Annotated in this window: 15 protein-coding genes; 13 read left to right on the top strand and 2 right to left on the bottom strand. The window is 40.3% G+C overall.

Annotated elements, in window-relative coordinates; translation table 11 throughout:
• Window positions 1-38: 38 nt before the first annotated feature.
• The 3 genes from FPQ10_RS02150 (at window position 39) to FPQ10_RS02140 (ending at window position 4140) form a co-directional block, all read left to right on the top strand.
• Window positions 39-404 carry a hypothetical protein gene (locus FPQ10_RS02150; protein WP_144159529.1) on the top strand — a complete coding sequence of 122 codons (366 nt, stop codon included), beginning with the start codon at window positions 39-41 and terminating at the stop codon, window positions 402-404.
• Between the two features lie 440 nt (window positions 405-844).
• The gene (locus FPQ10_RS02145; RefSeq protein WP_144159526.1) at window positions 845-1522 is read left to right on the top strand and encodes an ABC transporter ATP-binding protein; all 678 of its coding nucleotides are present in this window, start codon (window positions 845-847) and stop codon (window positions 1520-1522) included.
• On the top strand, window positions 1519-4140 hold the full coding sequence (locus tag FPQ10_RS02140; protein WP_144159523.1) for an ABC transporter permease: 2622 nt from the start codon (window positions 1519-1521) through the stop codon (window positions 4138-4140). The genes FPQ10_RS02145 and FPQ10_RS02140 overlap by 4 nt, the downstream gene beginning before the upstream one ends.
• A 56-nt stretch (window positions 4141-4196) precedes the next feature.
• On the opposite strand, the gene FPQ10_RS02135 is transcribed toward FPQ10_RS02140, so the two are convergent.
• On the bottom strand, window positions 4197-5456 hold the full coding sequence (locus tag FPQ10_RS02135) for an NCS2 family permease (protein ID WP_144159520.1): 1260 nt from the start codon (window positions 5454-5456) through the stop codon (window positions 4197-4199).
• A gap of 176 nt (window positions 5457-5632) precedes the next feature.
• On the opposite strand from FPQ10_RS02135, the gene sdaAB reads away from it, so the two are divergent.
• The 9 genes from sdaAB to rnc all read left to right on the top strand — a co-directional run bounded on the left by sdaAB (window position 5633) and on the right by rnc (window position 14082).
• A complete protein-coding gene (gene sdaAB, locus FPQ10_RS02130; protein ID WP_144159517.1) occupies window positions 5633-6295 on the top strand; it encodes an L-serine ammonia-lyase, iron-sulfur-dependent subunit beta in 663 nt (220 codons plus the stop codon).
• Between the two features lie 21 nt (window positions 6296-6316).
• The gene (gene sdaAA / locus FPQ10_RS02125; RefSeq protein ID WP_144159514.1) at window positions 6317-7210 is read left to right on the top strand and encodes an L-serine ammonia-lyase, iron-sulfur-dependent, subunit alpha; all 894 of its coding nucleotides are present in this window, start codon (window positions 6317-6319) and stop codon (window positions 7208-7210) included.
• A gap of 3 nt (window positions 7211-7213) precedes the next feature.
• A complete protein-coding gene (recG, locus tag FPQ10_RS02120) occupies window positions 7214-9244 on the top strand; it encodes an ATP-dependent DNA helicase RecG (protein WP_144159511.1) in 2031 nt (676 codons plus the stop codon).
• 468 nt (window positions 9245-9712) lie between these two features.
• A complete protein-coding gene (gene fapR / locus FPQ10_RS02115; protein ID WP_144159508.1) occupies window positions 9713-10270 on the top strand; it encodes a transcription factor FapR in 558 nt (185 codons plus the stop codon).
• A 17-nt stretch (window positions 10271-10287) separates the two neighbouring features.
• Window positions 10288-11298 carry a phosphate acyltransferase PlsX gene (plsX, locus tag FPQ10_RS02110; protein WP_144159505.1) on the top strand — a complete coding sequence of 337 codons (1011 nt, stop codon included), beginning with the start codon at window positions 10288-10290 and terminating at the stop codon, window positions 11296-11298.
• Window positions 11291-12235, top strand: a complete 945-nt coding sequence (fabD, locus tag FPQ10_RS02105) for an ACP S-malonyltransferase (RefSeq protein WP_144159502.1) — start codon at window positions 11291-11293, stop codon at window positions 12233-12235. The genes plsX and fabD overlap by 8 nt, the downstream gene beginning before the upstream one ends.
• Window positions 12236-12976: a 3-oxoacyl-[acyl-carrier-protein] reductase gene (gene fabG / locus FPQ10_RS02100; RefSeq protein ID WP_144159499.1), complete on the top strand. Its 741-nt coding sequence runs from the start codon at window positions 12236-12238 to the stop codon at window positions 12974-12976. It begins immediately after the preceding gene.
• Window positions 12977-13022: 46 nt separating this feature from the next.
• A complete protein-coding gene (locus tag FPQ10_RS02095) occupies window positions 13023-13256 on the top strand; it encodes an acyl carrier protein (protein ID WP_144159496.1) in 234 nt (77 codons plus the stop codon).
• Between the two features lie 136 nt (window positions 13257-13392).
• Window positions 13393-14082 carry a ribonuclease III gene (gene rnc, locus FPQ10_RS02090; protein ID WP_144160165.1) on the top strand — a complete coding sequence of 230 codons (690 nt, stop codon included), beginning with the start codon at window positions 13393-13395 and terminating at the stop codon, window positions 14080-14082.
• Window positions 14083-14249: 167 nt separating this feature from the next.
• Here rnc and FPQ10_RS02085 read toward each other — a convergent pair whose 3' ends face one another.
• Window positions 14250-14474, bottom strand: coding sequence for a DUF1128 domain-containing protein (locus tag FPQ10_RS02085; RefSeq protein ID WP_144159493.1), 225 nt, complete (start codon window positions 14472-14474; stop codon window positions 14250-14252).
• Window positions 14475-14585: 111 nt separating this feature from the next.
• Here FPQ10_RS02085 and smc point away from each other — a divergent pair, with 111 nt between their 5' ends.
• Window positions 14586-18152: a chromosome segregation protein SMC gene (smc, locus tag FPQ10_RS02080; protein WP_144159490.1), complete on the top strand. Its 3567-nt coding sequence runs from the start codon at window positions 14586-14588 to the stop codon at window positions 18150-18152.
• Window positions 18153-18163 lie beyond the last annotated feature (11 nt).

The raw sequence follows: 18163 nt of genomic DNA, 5'->3' as shown, positions 1-18163 counted from the left end.
TAATTAATGTAATATTATAGAAAAGAAGGTGGATTATAGTGAGAAAGCTGATTGTAAGTATTTTGACTATTACACTTTTTCTTCTCATATCATCTACAACCATAAGTGGTTATGCAACAATCACTCCGCAAGAACAGACAATTGAAGGCAGTAGTGGAACGGCTTATTGGACATTTAGTTGGGGAACTGGATCTAACCCTTGGCGTGTTGATTTTGCGGCAGATACGGATCGTTCATACGTAACTATTGACCGAAATACGAATAGCACCGCAATGACTCACCAACAGTATTATAGCTTAGGGTATGGTACTAACTATGATAATTACACACCTCGCCTTAGAGTAATGGATAGTAATTATATCATCACAGGGGTTGACACAGCCACTGTTTATCAAAACAGATAGACTAATAGAGGCTGGGACAAAATCTTTAAAGTAGACTCAGATGTGAACATTCTAATTTAGTGTGCCGGAAATACCCGCTTCGGAAATATACTGCGCTTTTACCCACAGGGCATAAGGCGACATCTGCGATAAATCGCAGTGTCTTCTATATCGCGGGCAGCTGTTGAGCCTCCTCGTGCTTTGCACTGCGGGGTCTCACCTAGGCTTTTGCTCCCGACGCCCAGGACAGGCTAGTGTCAACGTTGGCCACAGGACGTACTTCTACAGGATGTGTTGGTTTCCCCGTTGCACACAGGACGTGTGCGGTTTTTGTGGAATTTCTTTTATTTTCTGACCGCAGAAGTCTCCGTATATTTCTTACGCTAAGTTAGATTGTTATTTGTGTTTCTGAGTTAATAACTTTGATTTATCTCAGCCCCTATTAAAAAGGGGAGAAATTCATGCTCATGGAAGCTAAAGGAATTCAGGTTACATATGAACAAGGTAAAAATCAGCAAATTTTCGCACTGAGCAACGTTGATTTGGTGATTAACAAACAGGATTGGATTTCCATATTGGGACCTTCAGGCTCGGGCAAAACAACGTTATTGAATGTGTTGGCAGGATTACATACCCGTTTTGAAGGCACAGTTGAATTTAACGGTAAGAAGTATAGTGACTTTACAAAAGAAGAGCTTCAACAAATGCGAAGAAATAAAATAGGTTATATTTTTCAAGATTATCGACTCTTTGATCAGTACACTGTCTTGGAGAATGTAATGATGCCTTATTGGCCGTATGAAAATAAGCTACATCTGAAGTCAAAAGCTAAAGAAATCATTGGACACTTAGGACTAACTGAACGCATAGACGCATTACCAAACGAATTGTCTGGAGGAGAAAAACAAAGAACCGCAATTGCCCGCGCGTTATTAAATGAACCTGATGTATTATTATGTGACGAACCTACAGGTAATTTAGATGAAGACAATCGAGACCACATATTGGAAATATTGAAAACATTGAACGAACAAGGTATTACGATTCTTCTCGTAACACATGATTCATTAGTCGGAAAGTTGGGTAACAGAGAATATTACATGCGTGATGGCAGGCTACAAGAGGTGCAGCCTACATGAATCGTTTGAGTTTTTTAAAGGCTAAACGAAATAAATGGTATTCTGGTATTTTCATGATCGCTTTCTTTTTCATTTTACTTTGTTTTCCTGTAGCCATCCATTCTGTTTTCAACTTACAACAAGATGTAGAAAGTAATATATCCCATTATGCACGAGGCAGTTATGATTTATTGGTTAGAGCAGAAGGCAATCAACATCCATTGGAGGAAGAACTGGGTATCGTACCTGAAAACTATATTGGTTTTGGTCAGGGTGGTATTTCGATTGAGCAATGGGAACAAATTCGAGATCGAGAAGATATCGAAATTGCCGCACCTGTCGCATCTCTAGGTTATTTTACAGGGGTGACTTCGAATTTTGGTGTTATGTTTCTGGATACAAGCAGCTATTATGAAACAACGTTTTTCACAGAAGATGGAATTAATTCTTATCCAGTCGGTAACCGGCAAATGTGCTATTTATTAGAGTCTGGAATTGAAGTAGATGGTAAACCAGTTCATCCAAAATATGAATTCTTCACGGATAACCGTGAACTACTGAATTATTGTAAAGATGAAGCGCCAAATTTTTTAATGCCTAGCACGTATCAACTTGTCGTGGGAATTGACCCGGAGGAAGAGGAAAAACTGGTCGGTGTTTCTTTTGATAAAATTGATCCTGAACAGACCATCAGAGGCCCAGCCTATCAATTTCAGCAAAATGGATTCCCCAACTCACCATTATTGCCAGTACTAGAGATTGAAGGTCCATCACCCACCTTGAAAGCCAACGTAACAGCTGCAACGCTTGACATCGAACCTACTGAAGTTGTCGCATTAAGAGAAAGATATGATATAGGCAGTACAGTTGATGATTATCCTCATGATTTCTATCAGTTACTTGATCCGGAATATGCAGAAAAGCGTCAGTTACTCATCAACGATTTACAAGCCATACCAAGAGATGAAGTTTTTGAGTTTACCGCCGACTTAGGTAAAGAATTGAAGTCCTTTCATCAAAATGGAATCATCCTTTTTGAAGATGGATCTGTTCGCCATTTGGCTGATCATCCAGAATTATTTGGCGGACGCTATTTTGAAATGTATGACTTCTTAAATAACCCAATTTATTATCAAGCCGGATATCCAAGTTATGATTTAAGCGGTGAAGGTATTCAAATCAAGCAAGCCGGTGAAGAAAACGGTATTCCGACGTATCGGGAAATTATCAAGAAAGGGATGACAAGTGAAGAAGCCTCCGATCAAGGAGAAGACGTTGTTATACTCGATCCAGTTGATACCATAGATTTTGAGGAAAGGGATATCGATTTGGCATCCAGTCCGCTCGGAATCTATCAATTTTCTCCGGTATACGGGAAAGATGAAAATGGCAATGAGGTGGAATTGAAACCGACCTTGACACCGGGAAGTTTTATTACTCCCCCGGCTAAAGGTGTAACGAATATCGAGAGTTCTGTCCTTGTCAAAGGTGATCAACCGATTGATGCAATCCGGATTAAAGTTGCTGGAATTACGGGTTACACGGATGAATCAATCCAGAAAATTGATGCCATCACTGATGAACTGGAAGAGATAGGTCTCATGGTGACCAAGATTGCAGGGTCATCACCGCAAACGATGGAAATGGACGTTGAGAATATCGGTACAGTCAAAGAATCGTGGACGACTTTAGGAGCAGCTGGAACTATTATCTCTGAGTGGAGTTTGACCAACCTGCTTCTTGGCTTATTGTTTGTCTTAGTTGTGTTAACTTACATGCTGAATCGTTCACATTTTTGGTCTGTCGTTAATAAAAAAGACATTCTTTTGTATCAACAAATGGGTTGGTTAAATCGTGATATCAGACGAATTGGAAAACAAGAGAATCTATTATTGATATTGGCGAGCATCGGAATAGCCGTTCCTTTTATTGTGGCAATCCCTGCTTTTTCAGTCATGGAATGGGATTTACTTTTCTTATTTATTTGTTCAGCGATTTCATTTCTCATTTTCATGCTTGTAATGAATCATTACTATACGAAACAAATCACCAGTTCAAAAGGGAAGAAGCGAATGAATGGTGAAAAAATCAAAAGAAAAAATTCTTTAGTCAGTAAAAACTTAGCTTTTTATCAAAAACATATTCGGACAACCTTTGTACAACTGTTTTTGGTCAGTAGTTTAAATTCAATTGTTTATTTGGCGTTAACAGGTACGGTGACGACGACCAATGTAACCGCATTAGGTGAATTTGTTAATGTCCAGATTAATGCTTGGCATACAATCATCCTCGTAGTTACGTATATTCTAGGAATAATCACCTTGTTAGAAAGTAACTATTCTTTATTAAGAGAGCGGGAAAAAGAAATTACAACCTATCTCTCAATTGGGTGGAGTTTAAAAGATATATCCCGCTTATTATTAAAAGAAATTGCCATTTGGAGCTCAGTGGCCGTTGTATTGGGGATGATCTTAAGTACGTTTGTCTACGCTATTTTATTTTCGATTAGCTTAAGCCATATCATCTTAATTATAGGTGTTTGCTTGGTATTGTTTAGCGTAGTCATGTTCATATCTAGAATCTTTATCGAAAGGTTATTGCGCAGGAAACATATCAAAACAAACAGTCTATCTGCTTAAATGTCTATCCTAATTAGACTAAAAGAAAGCACCTCAAATCCCTGAGGTGCTTTCTTTTACATCGTTGCCTTGACGATAAACTCCAAGACAAATAATCCGGCAATCACCCATAGAATCGGAGTGGTTGCTTCTTTATTTCCTGTAAAATATTTAATTAATGGGTAAGCGATAAACCCAAATGCCATTCCATCAGCAATGCTATACGTGAATGGAATCATGAACATGATCAAGAACATCGGAAAAGCTTCCGTCAGATCATTTACATTAATGTGTTTAATGTTTTGCATCATCAACACACCGACGATGATTAAAATCGGGCTGATTGCATTTGCTGGAATCATGCTGATGTAAGGGATCAGTAAAATGGTTGATAAAAAGAGTATACCGGCAACGACACTTGCCAGGCCCGTTCGTCCTTTCGCGGCAATTACTGCGGCGTTTTCTGCAGCTGGGATTGTCGGTGATGTACCGAAAAATCCACTAAATAAAGCAGCGATAGAAGAGCTTTTACTGCCTACTTTATATCGCTCAGGCTTTTCGAGCATGTCAACCTGTCCTTGTAGAATGCCAATTGTTTCGAAGATCAAGACAAGAGCAAGGGGTAAAACAGCTGCCCAAAATGTTATTTGTCCGATGTGATGAAACTCAGGTGCAACCCATCCATCTGTTATGCTACTGAGTGAAATGGTAATCGGCTCCTGTTCTGAAAGTCCGAATACGAAAGTAAGCATCGTACCAACAATCATTGTAATCAAAAAGTTCGCTGGTACATTTTTAACAAATAAAAGTACACCAATGAGTAACGTCACTAAACTCACAATGACATATGGCGAAGAAAGATCACCTAAAGAAATAATAGAATGGTTCCCACTGACAATGAGTTGGGCATTTTCCAATCCAATTAATATTAAAAATAATCCTAAGCCGATTGTAATACCATGTTTCAACGTATTAGGAATTGCACGGCTTAAGTACGATCCCATTGGTGTAAAAGCGGTAATAACGAAAATTAGACTTGCAATGACCACTACACCTAAGCCTTCTCCATACGAATAATCATATTGTTGAACGATGGAGTAGGTGAATAACGCATTGACACCCATGCCAGGTATGATGATGAGTGGCAGCTTTGCCCAAATCCCCATCAATATACAACCGAGTGTACTTGCTAGAATCGTAGCAATCATACCGAATTCCATGTCTAACCCAGCGTCTGCCAAGATGGCACTATTGACGACGACAATATAGACAGTCGTTAAGTAGCCAATTAAACCAGCAGAGATCTCTTGTCCCAAATTATTATTTACTCTATTCATTATTTTCCTTCTTTTTAAATAACCCTCGACCCACCCGGGATGAAACCCAAAAGACATTATATAGGTACGTAGACTGTCAATGCAAATGATTTTGTTTCTGTTATGCCGAATAAGGTTGGGCTTTTCCGTATTTCTTGGTAAAATAAGAATAAGACAATAAGTAAGGATGGTGCCTTATGAAGTTTAGATCGGTTTTTGATGTAATTGGTCCGGTAATGATTGGTCCGTCAAGTTCACATACTGCAGGAGCTGCAAGAATTGGAAAGATGGCGCGTCAATTATATGGACGTCAACCAAAATGGGCCAAAATCCATTTGTATGGTTCTTTTGCAAAAACATATCAAGGTCACGGTACGGACGTAGCGATTGTCGGTGGGTTATTGGATTTTGATACATTCGATGAACGCATTAGAGAAGCTTTCCAGTTAGCAGAAGAAGCAGGGATGACAGTTGAATTCATCGAAGAAGAAGGAGCTTCGGACCACCCGAACACAGCACGTATAAAAATCGGGGATGATGAAAGCGATTTCGAACTCGTTGGCATTTCAATTGGTGGAGGAAAGGCCGAAATTACGGAAATTAACGGATTTGAATTGCGATTAAGCGGTGAAAATCCGGCAATCCTTGTCTTGCATAATGATCGCCATGGTGCCATTGCATCTGTGACGAGCGTTTTGGCAGACAACAAAATCAATATCGGTCATATGGAAGTATCTCGTCGCGACAAAGGAAAAGAAGCAATGATGATTATCGAAACGGATCAGCGGATTCCAGTTGAGATTATGGAAAAGCTAGAAGGCTGTGAACATATTTTAAGTGTCATTTCTATTTCGGAATAAAAAAAGGGGGAGGGATGCAGTATGTTATTTAAAAACGTAAGTGAATTGATTCAGGCAGCTGAAGAAAATAATGTCTCTATTGCTGAAATAATGATTCGACAAGAAGTGGAAGAAACCGGCAAACCACGGGAAGAAATTTTTGCAGAAATGGGACGTAACTTGGACATCATGGAAAAATCCGTAAAAGATGGGTTAAATGGTGTGCAATCGACCTCTGGCTTAACAGGTGGCGACGCTGTACTACTGAAAAATTATATGGAAAAAGGCAATACATTATCTGGTGAATTAGTACTCGATGTCATTAGTAAAGCCGTTGCAACGAATGAAGTGAATGCAGCGATGGGCACGATTTGTGCAACACCTACCGCTGGAAGTGCGGGATGTGTTCCGGGTGTGTTATTTGGTTTGAAACCAAGACTGAATCCAACGCGAAAGCAAATGATTAACTTTTTATTCACAGCGGGAGCTTTTGGCCAAGTGATTGCTAATAATGCGATGATCTCCGGTGCAGCAGGTGGATGTCAGGCAGAGGTCGGATCAGCAGCGGGGATGGCAAGTGCAGCTGCCGTCGAAATGGCAGGCGGAAGTCCTCAGCAATCAGCTGAAGCAATGGCGATGACACTTAAGAACATGCTCGGCCTTGTTTGTGATCCTGTTGCAGGGCTAGTAGAAGTACCTTGTGTGAAACGGAATGCGATGGGATCTTCCCAAGCTATCGTTTCAGCAGATATGTCTTTAGCAGGTGTAACGAGCCGTATTCCGTGTGATGAGGTCATCGGAGCAATGTTTAGAATCGGAAAATCAATGCCATCGACACTTCGCGAAACGGGTGAAGGCGGTCTTGCGGCAACACCAACAGGAAGAGCACTTGCAGCGAAAGTTTTCGGTCCAGCTGCAGCATCGAAAGAAGGGTAATAAGTGATTGAGGAACCAGTAACCAATATACCAAGCATCGGAGATAAAACAGCCGAACAACTACAACAGATGAACATTGAAAAAGTGGGGGATCTACTCTTCCACTTTCCTTTTCGTTATGATTTTCATGAACTGAAACCACTCACAGAAATTGCACACGATGAAGTTGCTACCATTCAAGGAATCGTCGCATCACAACCACATGTGCAATTTTATGGACGGAAAAAGTCTAGATTAACGTGCACACTTACGATTGGTCATGTTGCAGTAAAAGCGGTTTTTTTCAATCAGAATTTCTTGAAAGATAAACTCATTCCAGGTGAACAAGTTACCTTAACAGGAAAGTGGGATGAACGAAGACTGCAAATAACGGTACATAAATATCATCCAAAAGGTTTTGAAGACCAAACAATTCAGCCCGTTTATTCCACAAAAGGAAATATTACGACGAACCAACTAAAAAAGTGGATCTCTTATTCATTGAAGGCTTCGCTTTCTGAAGTCGAAGAATTACTACCAGATCAGTATTTAAAGGAATATAAAATACCCGGAAGACAGCAAGCGATCCGTGAAATTCATCAACCGAGTTCTAAAGTAGGTTTGAAGCACGCTCGCAGGCGGTGGATTTATGAGGAATTATTATTGTTTCAACTGAAAATGCAGTGGATTCGAAAAGAAAACAAAAAACGGATGGAAGGGCTCGTCAAAAAATATGACGAGAATCAATTAGACAAATTCATCCAATCCCTGCCATTTCAGCTAACGAATAGTCAACAACGTGTGTTGGACGAGATTTTAACCGATTTGAAAAGTGAATCACGGATGAGCCGATTGCTTCAAGGCGACGTTGGTTCCGGAAAGACGATTATTGCTGCAATTGCTTTGTATGCAACAGCGTTATCCGGTCAGCAAGGAGCATTGATGGTCCCAACAGAAATTTTGGCTGAACAACACGCAGAATCTTTACAGTCTTTACTCGGTGACCATTTATCAATCGAGTTATTAACCGGTTCAATTAAAGGTAAAAAACGACGCGAAAAATTAGAGCGATTACAAAGTGGAGAGATTGATTTATTGATTGGGACACATGCGCTAATCCAAGATGATACTGTGTTTGATCAATTGGGCTTAATTATTATTGACGAGCAGCATCGTTTTGGTGTGGAGCAGCGTAAAACATTGCGAGATAAAGGTGTTACACCGGATGTTTTATTCATGACAGCCACACCAATTCCTCGCACACTATCGATTACTGCACTTGGTGATATGGATGTATCGACGATTGATGAGATGCCATCCGGAAGAATTCCGATTGAAACGTATTGGGTAAAAGAAAATATGCTAGAACGTATTTTGGCTTTTATGTTGAAAGAAATCCAAGACGGCCACCAAGCCTATGTCATTTGTCCACTCATTGAAGAATCTGAACAACTAGACTTATCGAATGCGATTGAAGTTTATGAGCAATTGCAAGCATGGATGCCGGATTCGATAAAAGTTGGACTCATGCACGGAAGACTTCATCCCGATGAAAAGGAAGAAGTGATGCGAGCTTATGCTGAAAATGAAATTCAAGTGCTCGTATCAACCACTGTCGTTGAGGTTGGTGTCAATGTGCCGAATGCGACCATGATGTTGATTTACGGCGCTGAGCGATTCGGATTAGCACAATTACACCAGCTAAGAGGACGCGTTGGTCGGGGGAGCAGCAAAAGTTATTGCATCCTGATGGCTCACCCGAAAACAGAACAAGGTAGAGAACGAATGAGCGTGATGACAGAGACGACTGACGGATTCGAGTTATCAGAACACGACTTGAAGTTACGTGGACCAGGCGATTTCTTTGGCAAAAAACAAAGCGGTTTGCCAGAGTTTAAAGTGGCAGATTTGACGGAGGATTTCCGGGCGTTGGAGGTTGCACGAAAAGACGCTGTCCGAATTATTCAAGATAATTTGATCGAAGAACCTGAATACCGTGTATTGAAAGAAATGATTCTCTCAGATCCACTAATTCAAGAGAGGATTTTTGATTAATTGATTTATAGAATGACGGCTGGAACAAATCAAAGTTATGAACTCAGAATCACGAATACCAATCTAACTTAGCGTAGGAAATATACGGAGACTTCTGCGGTCAACTAAATGCGGCCACGTCCTGTGGCCAACGTTGACACTAGCCCGTCCTGGGCGTCGGGAGCAAAAGCCTAGGTGAGACCCCGCAGTGCGAAGCACGAGGAGGCTCAACAGCTGCCCGCGAAAAGCGGAGTATATTTCCGAAGCGGTTATTTCCGACACGCTAATTTAGAATGTTCGTATCTGAGTCAACTTAAGAGATTTTGTCCCAGCCATTTTTATTTCATCATTCATTTTTATCTTGTTTAACGGACAAGTTCATAAAATGGAGTGAGTCACAGAATTGCTTAAAAAATCATTGCAACAATGAGTTCTGTATTATATATTACTATTAGGACCTAGTCATAATACTGGACGGTGGAGCATCAAATGAAATTAAAAAAGAAAGATCGACAAGAACAATTAAATCAAGCTATTGAACAGACCCCGTTTATTACGGATGAAGAGTTAGCGGAACAATTTCAGGTCAGCATTCAAACGATTCGGTTAGACCGTATGGAGCTGGGAATCCCTGAAGTAAGAAAAAGAATTGAATCTGTTGCTCAGGAAAATTGGGATGAAACATTAAAAGCACTTCCCGCAGATGAGGTAATTGGTGAAGTGATTGATCTTGAATTAGATCAGTCCGCAATCTCCATTTTAGATATCCAAGCGGAGCATGTTTTTTCAAGAAACCATATTGCCCGTGGACACCATTTATTCGCACAGGCTAACTCGTTATGTGTAGCCGTTATTGATGACGAGCTCGCATTGACTGTCAATGCCTCTATTCAATTTAAACGGTCTGTGCGCTTACATGAACGGGTTGTCGCAAAAGCAAAAGTAATCCATACCGATAAAAAAAGAACTACCGTTGAAGTGAATAGCCATGTTGAAAAAGAACTTGTATTTTCGGGGACATTCGAAATGTATCGCTCAACGGATTGATAAAGGAGTATTAGCTGATGAAAATTGCAATTGATGCAATGGGTGGCGACAATGCACCTGAAGCGGTCGTCAAAGGAAGTTTATTAGCAGTCAAAGAGTACGAAGAACTTGAAATCACGTTGTATGGTGATGAAAACCAGATTAAGCCCTTTATGAATGAGTCACATGAACGAATTTCCATCGTTCATACCGATGAAAAAATCGAAAGCACAGATGAACCGGTGCGAGCAGTTCGTCGCAAAAAGAATGCTTCGATGGTTTTAATGGCTGAAGCAGTTAAAGAAGGACAAGCAGATGCTTGTATCTCAGCTGGAAATACTGGAGCCCTCATGAGTGCAGGGTTGTTTAAGGTTGGCCGAATCAAAGGGATTGAACGACCTGCATTGAGCCCGACATTACCAACCGTTAATGGCGGAGGATTTTTATTCCTGGATGTCGGAGCCAACGTCGATGCGAAACCAAATCATTTGCTGCAATACGGAATAATGGGATCCATTTATGCCAAAAAAATTCGTGGCATCGATCAACCGCGCGTAGGTTTATTGAATGTCGGGACTGAAGAACAAAAAGGATCGGAATTAACGAAGAAAGCATTTGAACTTTTACAGCAAGCGGACTTGAATTTCATTGGAAATGTTGAGGCGCGCGATCTGCTTGATGGTGTGGCGGACGTCGTTGTAACGGACGGTTTTTCTGGGAACGTTGTCTTGAAAACCGTTGAAGGAACAGCTTCTACGTTGTTTTCTATGGTCAAAGATGTATTTATGAAAAGTACGAAAACAAAGATTGCAGCCGCTATGGTCAAGACGGATCTAAAAGGATTGAAAGATCGACTGGATTACTCAGAATATGGTGGAGCAGGTTTATTTGGACTTGCAGCGCCAGTCATTAAGGCACATGGATCATCAAACGATCGGGCGATTTTTAATGCAATCAGACAGACACGTCAGCTAGTCGATGAGCAGGTGATTGACGCGATTACTCAAGAAGTGAAAAAACTGCAAACTGAGGAGGGGTCGGATGAGTAAATTGGCATTTCTTTTTCCCGGACAAGGGTCACAAACGGTCGGAATGGGAAAAAGTTTCTTTGATCAAAATCAAGAAGTGAAAGATGCATTTCAACGAGCAGATGATGTACTTGGCTATTCTTTAAGTGATTTAATGTTGAACGGTCCTGATGAAACGTTGACAAAGACGGAAAATGCTCAACCAGCTTTATTATTGATCAGTGCAGTGATTAATGATCAGTTGAAGCAAAAAGGTGTTGAGCCAGCGTTAGTGGCTGGTCACAGTTTAGGAGAATACAGTGCATTATATGCTGCAGGTGTTTTAAGCTTGGAAGACGCCATTAAAGTCGTCCATGAACGCGGTAAATTAATGGAAAAGGCTGTACCTTCTGGAGAAGGCACGATGGCAGCTGTGCTGGGGATGAAGGATGAAGAGATTCGCCAAGTAACCGATGCAGTTACGGAAGCGGGTGACGTTGTCAACATCGCGAACTATAATTGCCCTGGTCAAATTGTGATCTCTGGTAGTGTAGCTGGAGTTGAAAAAGCGAGTGAGCAATTGAAAGAGAACGGTGCAAAACGAGTATTGCCATTGAATGTAAGCGGACCTTTCCATTCAGCGTTAATGAAACCAGCCAGCATTGAATTTCAAGCTGTGTTGGATTCAGTAAACTTCCAAGAAGCCAATATTCCAGTTTATGCGAACGTTCACGCAAAGCCAGTTACAACAAGTGATGAGATTAAGCAATTATTGATTGAACAACTTTACTCTCCAGTTCAATTTTCACAAACTGTCGAAAATATGTTGGAAGAGGATGTAGATGCATTCGTTGAAGTCGGCAGCGGAAAAGTGCTCTCAGGCTTAGTGAAAAAAGTTCATCGTCGTGCAAAGGTTTTTGCTGTCCAAGACGTAGATACCTTTGATAAATTTCTCGACTGGACGAAGGAGGAAGCGTAAATGTTTGAAGGAAAAGCAGCTCTTGTAACCGGTGCTTCAAGAGGAATTGGTAGAGCAATTGCACTTAATTTAGGTAAAAATGGTGCAAATGTTGTCGTTAACTACTCTGGAAGTAAAGAAAAAGCAGAAGCCGTAGTCGAAGAAATTAAGTCATTCGGCCAGGAGGCAATCGCTGTTCAAGCGAATGTTGCTGACGCTGATGATGTAAAGCGAATGGTAAAAGAAACGATTGATACGTTCGGAAGTTTAGATATCCTTGTCAATAATGCGGGGATTACACGTGATAATTTACTTATGCGTATGAAAGAGGAAGAATTCGATCAAGTCATTGATACGAATCTAAAAGGTGTATTTAATTGCACGAAAGCCGTCACCCGTCAAATGATGAAGCAACGAGCTGGAAAAATTGTCAATATTGCTTCCATTGTTGGTGTGAGCGGAAATCCGGGTCAAGTGAACTATGTTGCCGCCAAAGCAGGTGTGATTGGCATGACAAAATCAGTCGCTAAAGAATTAGCAACTCGGAATGTCCACGTGAACGCGGTCGCACCGGGTTTTATTTCAACTGAAATGACAGATGAGTTGACCGATGAACAAAAACAAAGCATGTATGACATGATTCCATTAAATCGACTGGGAGACCCAGAAGACGTGGCTAATGTGGTTAAATTTTTAGCTTCCGAGGAATCAGATTATATGACTGGCCAAACAATTCATGTTGATGGTGGTATGGTTATGTAGTTATATGTTTTAATAAACATGCAACCTTTGAAGGGAGGTGACGTGAATGGCAGACGTATTTGATCGTATAAAGAATATTATCGTTGAACGATTGGATGTTGATGAAAGCAAAGTTACAGAAAATGCTTCATTTAAAGACGACCTTGAAGCAGATTCTTTAGATGTTGTTGAATTAATCATGGAATTAGAAGATGAATTTGATTTGGAAATTGCAGATGAAGATGCAGAGAAAATTGAAACCGTTGGTGATGCTGTTAACTACATAAACAGCAACCAATAATAAAACTGCTGGCCCCTAACTACTTGGAAAGGGGTCAGTTATTTCTTTTGAGAGCAGGACGTTCCTTTTGTCTCCTAGCACGATTTCGTTATACAATACAGTAAGATTAACTTTCAATTTAGAAAAGGTGAGTCAAGTGGACCTCCAATCATTTCAAGAAAAATACAACGTTACATTTAAGAATGAGCAATTACTCAAACAAGCATTTACACACACATCGTATGCGAATGAGCATCGAAAAAGTCAAATCAAAGATAATGAGCGCCTTGAATTCCTCGGCGATGCTGTATTGGAACTAGCTGTTTCTCAGTATCTGTACCGTGGGTATCCATTAATGAGTGAGGGAGAACTGACGAAGCTTCGTGCCAATATCGTTTGTGAGCCTTCTCTCCATAAGTTTTCCGTTCAGTTAGGAATGGATCAACTGGTGTATATCGGAAAAGGCGAAGAAGCGACAGGTGGCAGAAGTCGTCCTGCACTATTGGCGGATGTCTTCGAAGCATTCATCGGCGCATTATATTTAGACCAAAATTTTGATGCCACACTCAATTTTTTGAAGTCGAATGTATTTCCGCGAATTGAAGTGGGTGCTTTTTCGCATGCGATGGATTACAAAAGTTCTTTACAAGAATTTGTTCAGAAACAAGGCCAACAAGTCAGTTACCAAATCGTCAATGAAATTGGACCTGATCATGATCGGCAATTCGTTGCCGCTTGTTTTATAGAGGACCGTCATTGTGGTGAAGGTAAAGGCCGCTCAAAAAAAGAGGCTGAGCAACGTGCGGCTGAACGTTGTTTAACTGCACTGAAGCAAACAGAACAGTGAATTGAAAATAAACTCCATTCCCAATATGGTTAAGGGAATGGAGTTTATTTTGTGAAATTACGATTTTGGGATTCTCAACACCCGAACGAAGCAATTCCCACCTCGAAAGGTCGTCGAGAGGGTGTCTCAATGGAAAAGACATCCGCATGATAAATATCTCAATGAAGTTAGTTTCTCCGAAATTTTTTTAATTCATCAATGATTGCATGAATTTCTGGAACACTCACTTGGCCTTTTGCCTTCACCATGTCGTAAAGGTCCTTAATATCTTGATAGTTTGATAGGTCAAAGTTGTCAGGTTTAACGACTGATCGGTTAATGATCTGAAGCTCTTCAGCTAGATCGTTAATGATAAATTCCAGATTTTCTTCTGTTGGTTCGTTCAAATTCATTGTATTCACCTCTTTAGCTTCTGAAGTCGACTTTTTGTAGCCTAGTATTTATGATAAAATAAATAGGTTGAAATGTTAAGTGAGTTCGTGAAAATGAGTAGGTGTATACATATGTATTTAAAAAAATTGGAGTCAGTCGGTTTTAAATCATTCGCAGAACGAATATCTGTCGATTTTGTTCCTGGAGTTACTGCAGTGGTGGGACCGAATGGTAGTGGGAAATCGAATATTACCGATGCGATTCGCTGGGTGCTGGGTGAGCAATCAGCGAAATCTTTACGTGGCTCAAAAATGCAAGACATTATTTTTGCGGGAAGTGATTCAAGGAAACCACTGAATGTCGCAGAAGTCACACTCACATTAGACAATAAGGATCAACGCTTGCCAATCGATTATGAAGAAGTGGCAGTGACAAGACGTGTCTATCGTTCAGGGGACAGTGAATATTTGATCAATAAGCAACCGTGTCGACTAAAAGATATTGTAGATCTATTTCTAGATTCTGGACTCGGAAAGGAAGCTTTTTCAATCATTGGCCAAGGACGTGTTGAAGAGATTCTTAGTTCAAAGTCAGAAGAACGAAGAAGCATTTTTGAAGAGGCAGCGGGTGTCCTAAAATATAAGAAGAGGAAACAAAATGCCGAAAAGAAGTTAATCGACACAGCGGATAATCTCAGTCGCGTCGAAGATATCATTCACGAGATAGAAGGACAGCTAGGACCTCTACAGGAACAGTCAGCGATTGCCAAGGAATACTTGGAGAGAAAAGATGAGCTGGAGCAATATGAAGTTTCGTTATTGGTTACAGAAATTGAATCCTACCATGAAGAATGGCAACAACTATTATCCAAAATTGATAAAAAGAAAGAATACCTACTCAACTTAAAGACAGAAGTGAATAAAGATGATGCTCAGTTGGAAACTTATCGACAAACCATTACGGCATTAGATCAAGAAATCGAAGAATGGCAAGAGAAAAAGTTAACACTGACACAGCAGATTGAACAACTGGATGGTCAACGAAACTTATTGACTGAGCAATTAAAGCACTTTGACGAAAATAAAGAACGATTAAAAAATCAAATTCAAGCCTATCAAGACCAAATTGAGCAAGGTGAATTCGATGTTGAAGACCATGAAGGAAAGCTGAACTTATTAAAATCACAGCGCGATGAAACGAAGAAAACAATCAATGAACTAAAAGAAAAGTTAAATCAAACAGGCCATCAAGTCGAAGAGCAAATCGAGACATTGAAGGCACAATATATCGATCAACTAAATGAGCAAGCTGCAAAAAAGAACGAAAAGCATTCAAAAGAAAAACAAATCGAACAAACAAGCTATCGAAAACAAAGATTAGATGAACGATTTGAAGAATTAATCAGACAGCGCGAAGAATTGCAGCAGAATGAGCAATTTTATACGAATGAAGTTGAACATGAACAATCGACATATCAGGAAATAGAAACGAAAGTTGAACAAGCGAATAAAGCGTACGCTGCGTTAGCGGAAGACATCCGGGTTGATGAAGGTAAAAAACAAGAAGCTTACCGCTTGATTGATCAATTACGTTCCAAAAAAGATATGTTGGAGCAAATGAAATCTTCTTATAGTGGATTTTATTACGGTGTGAAGGCAATTCTGCAAGCATCCAAAAAAAAGAAAATACAAGGAATTCATGGAGCGGTCGCCGAGTTGTTGGAGATTGACGAAGCTTATGTTACCGCAATCGAAACAGCATTAGGTGGTCAAGCTCAAAATATCGTAACCTCGGATGAAGCGGCGGCCAGAAGTGCAATTCGTTGGTTGAAAAAATCGAACAGTGGGCGCGCCACGTTTTTACCGTTAACATCGATTCGCCCACGAAAGATTAGACAGGAAGACATCAACCGATTAGACCAAGAAGGTTTCATTGGAATCGCTGCTGACTTGGTATCAGTAGATTCAGCATATGAATCGATAGCCAAACAGCTATTAGGAAATATATTGATTACAGAAAACTTAAAAGCAGCCAATGAAATTGCCAAAAAGATGAACCATCGCTATCGGATTGTGACGCTAGAAGGGGACGTAGTGAACCCAGGTGGTTCGATGACTGGTGGAGCCAAGAAGAACTCCAACCAAGCCTCTTTGTTTACAAGAGAGAAAGAATTGGATGAAACAGCTAGTAAACTGAATCGATATGAACAGAAGACGAAGCAATTTGAACATAATTTACAAGAAAAGCAAACCAAACAGGAACAGTTGAAGAAAGAAATTTCTGACCTTCAAGAACAAAAAAGAAATCAGGAAGAAATCATCAAAGAAAAAGAACAACAACTATATTCTGTCACGTATCAATTGTCCAATGTACAAGATCAATTAAACGTGTATGATCAAGAAAATGACCAATTAGAAATTGAAATCAACGAACTTAAAAAAGACTTAAACGATGTGACAGAGTTTCTTAAAGGATCAGAGAAAGAAACCAATCGATTACGTGAAAAGATTGAGCATTTAACGAATAACTTGTCCAGTTATAAGGAAGCTCACGAAGAGGTTCGTGAACAATTGAATCATATGCAAATTCGTTATGCTGAGCAGGATAGCGAAGTAAGAAACCAAAGAAATCGCTACGAAGAGGCTTTGTCCGACCTGGAAGAAGGAAAGAAGGTCAAGCAAGCGAAAGAACAAGAGTTAAAGCAACTGCAAGAGTCCTATGAACAGAAGGATTCTATTGAAAACCTGACAACTAATTTGAAGACGTATCGACAAAACCTCGTTTCGTTGAATGGAAATATAGATGCAGGCAGAGAGAAGAGACAGTCGATTACCCATCAACGCGATGATCTTGAACGTGAAGTAAAAGAAAAAAATAAGCAATATGAGCAGGAAAATAATCAAGTTCAAAAGCTCGAAGTCAATGCGAGCCGCTTGGACGTTGAATTGGAAAACCGTTTGCAACAATTACAGGATGACTACACACTTACTCATGAGCGCGCAAAACAAGAATACGGGTTAACGGATGATTTGGAAGCCTCAAGAGAAAAAGTAAAAACGATTAAACGTGCGATCGATGAATTAGGTCATGTAAACTTAGGCGCGATTGAAGAGTACGAACGTATTCAGGAGCGTTATGACTTTTTAAAACGTCAGCAATCTGACTTGTTGGAAGCGAAGCAAACCTTATATGACGTCATTGGTGAAATGGATGAAGAAATGGTTCGTAAATTCAGTGACACTTTCGAGAAAATCCAGAAAGAGTTCACGCAAGTATTCAAAACATTATTTGGTGGCGGCCGGGCGGAGCTGCAATTAACGGACCCGCAAGACATGCTTGAAACAGGTGTTGAAATAATCGCTCAGCCACCTGGCAAAAAGCTGCAGCATTTAAGTTTGCTATCCGGTGGCGAACGATCATTGACAGCAATTGCGTTATTATTTGCGATTTTACGTGTTCGCCCCGTACCATTCTGTGTATTGGATGAAGTGGAAGCGGCGCTTGATGAAGCAAACGTATTCCGGTTCGCAAAGTATTTACGGGAATTTTCTGCTGAAACACAATTCATTGTGATTACACACCGAAAGGGTACAATGGAACTATCCGATGTATTGTATGGTGTGACGATGCAGGAGTCAGGTGTGTCAAAAATGGTCTCCGTTAAACTCGAAGAAACGGAAGACATGATGTTAACGTAAGAAAGGAAGTA

This window comes from Allobacillus sp. SKP2-8 (assembly GCF_007559355.1).
GTDB classification, from domain to species: Bacteria; Bacillota; Bacilli; order Bacillales; family Alkalibacillaceae; genus Allobacillus; species Allobacillus halotolerans.
This window is presented reverse-complemented; position numbering and strand designations above follow the sequence as displayed.

Coding starts and splice junctions, on each gene's coding strand:
- FPQ10_RS02145 (WP_144159526.1), top strand. CDS start 845: ATGCTCATGGAAGCTAAAGGAATTCAGGTTACATATGAACAAGGTAAA.
- FPQ10_RS02140 (WP_144159523.1), top strand. CDS start 1,519: ATGAATCGTTTGAGTTTTTTAAAGGCTAAACGAAATAAATGGTATTCT.
- FPQ10_RS02135 (WP_144159520.1), bottom strand. CDS start 5,456: ATGAATAGAGTAAATAATAATTTGGGACAAGAGATCTCTGCTGGTTTA.
- sdaAB (WP_144159517.1), top strand. CDS start 5,633: ATGAAGTTTAGATCGGTTTTTGATGTAATTGGTCCGGTAATGATTGGT.
- sdaAA (WP_144159514.1), top strand. CDS start 6,317: ATGTTATTTAAAAACGTAAGTGAATTGATTCAGGCAGCTGAAGAAAAT.
- fapR (WP_144159508.1), top strand. CDS start 9,713: ATGAAATTAAAAAAGAAAGATCGACAAGAACAATTAAATCAAGCTATT.
- plsX (WP_144159505.1), top strand. CDS start 10,288: ATGAAAATTGCAATTGATGCAATGGGTGGCGACAATGCACCTGAAGCG.
- fabD (WP_144159502.1), top strand. CDS start 11,291: ATGAGTAAATTGGCATTTCTTTTTCCCGGACAAGGGTCACAAACGGTC.
- fabG (WP_144159499.1), top strand. CDS start 12,236: ATGTTTGAAGGAAAAGCAGCTCTTGTAACCGGTGCTTCAAGAGGAATT.
- FPQ10_RS02095 (WP_144159496.1), top strand. CDS start 13,023: ATGGCAGACGTATTTGATCGTATAAAGAATATTATCGTTGAACGATTG.
- FPQ10_RS02085 (WP_144159493.1), bottom strand. CDS start 14,474: ATGAATTTGAACGAACCAACAGAAGAAAATCTGGAATTTATCATTAAC.
- smc (WP_144159490.1), top strand. CDS start 14,586: ATGTATTTAAAAAAATTGGAGTCAGTCGGTTTTAAATCATTCGCAGAA.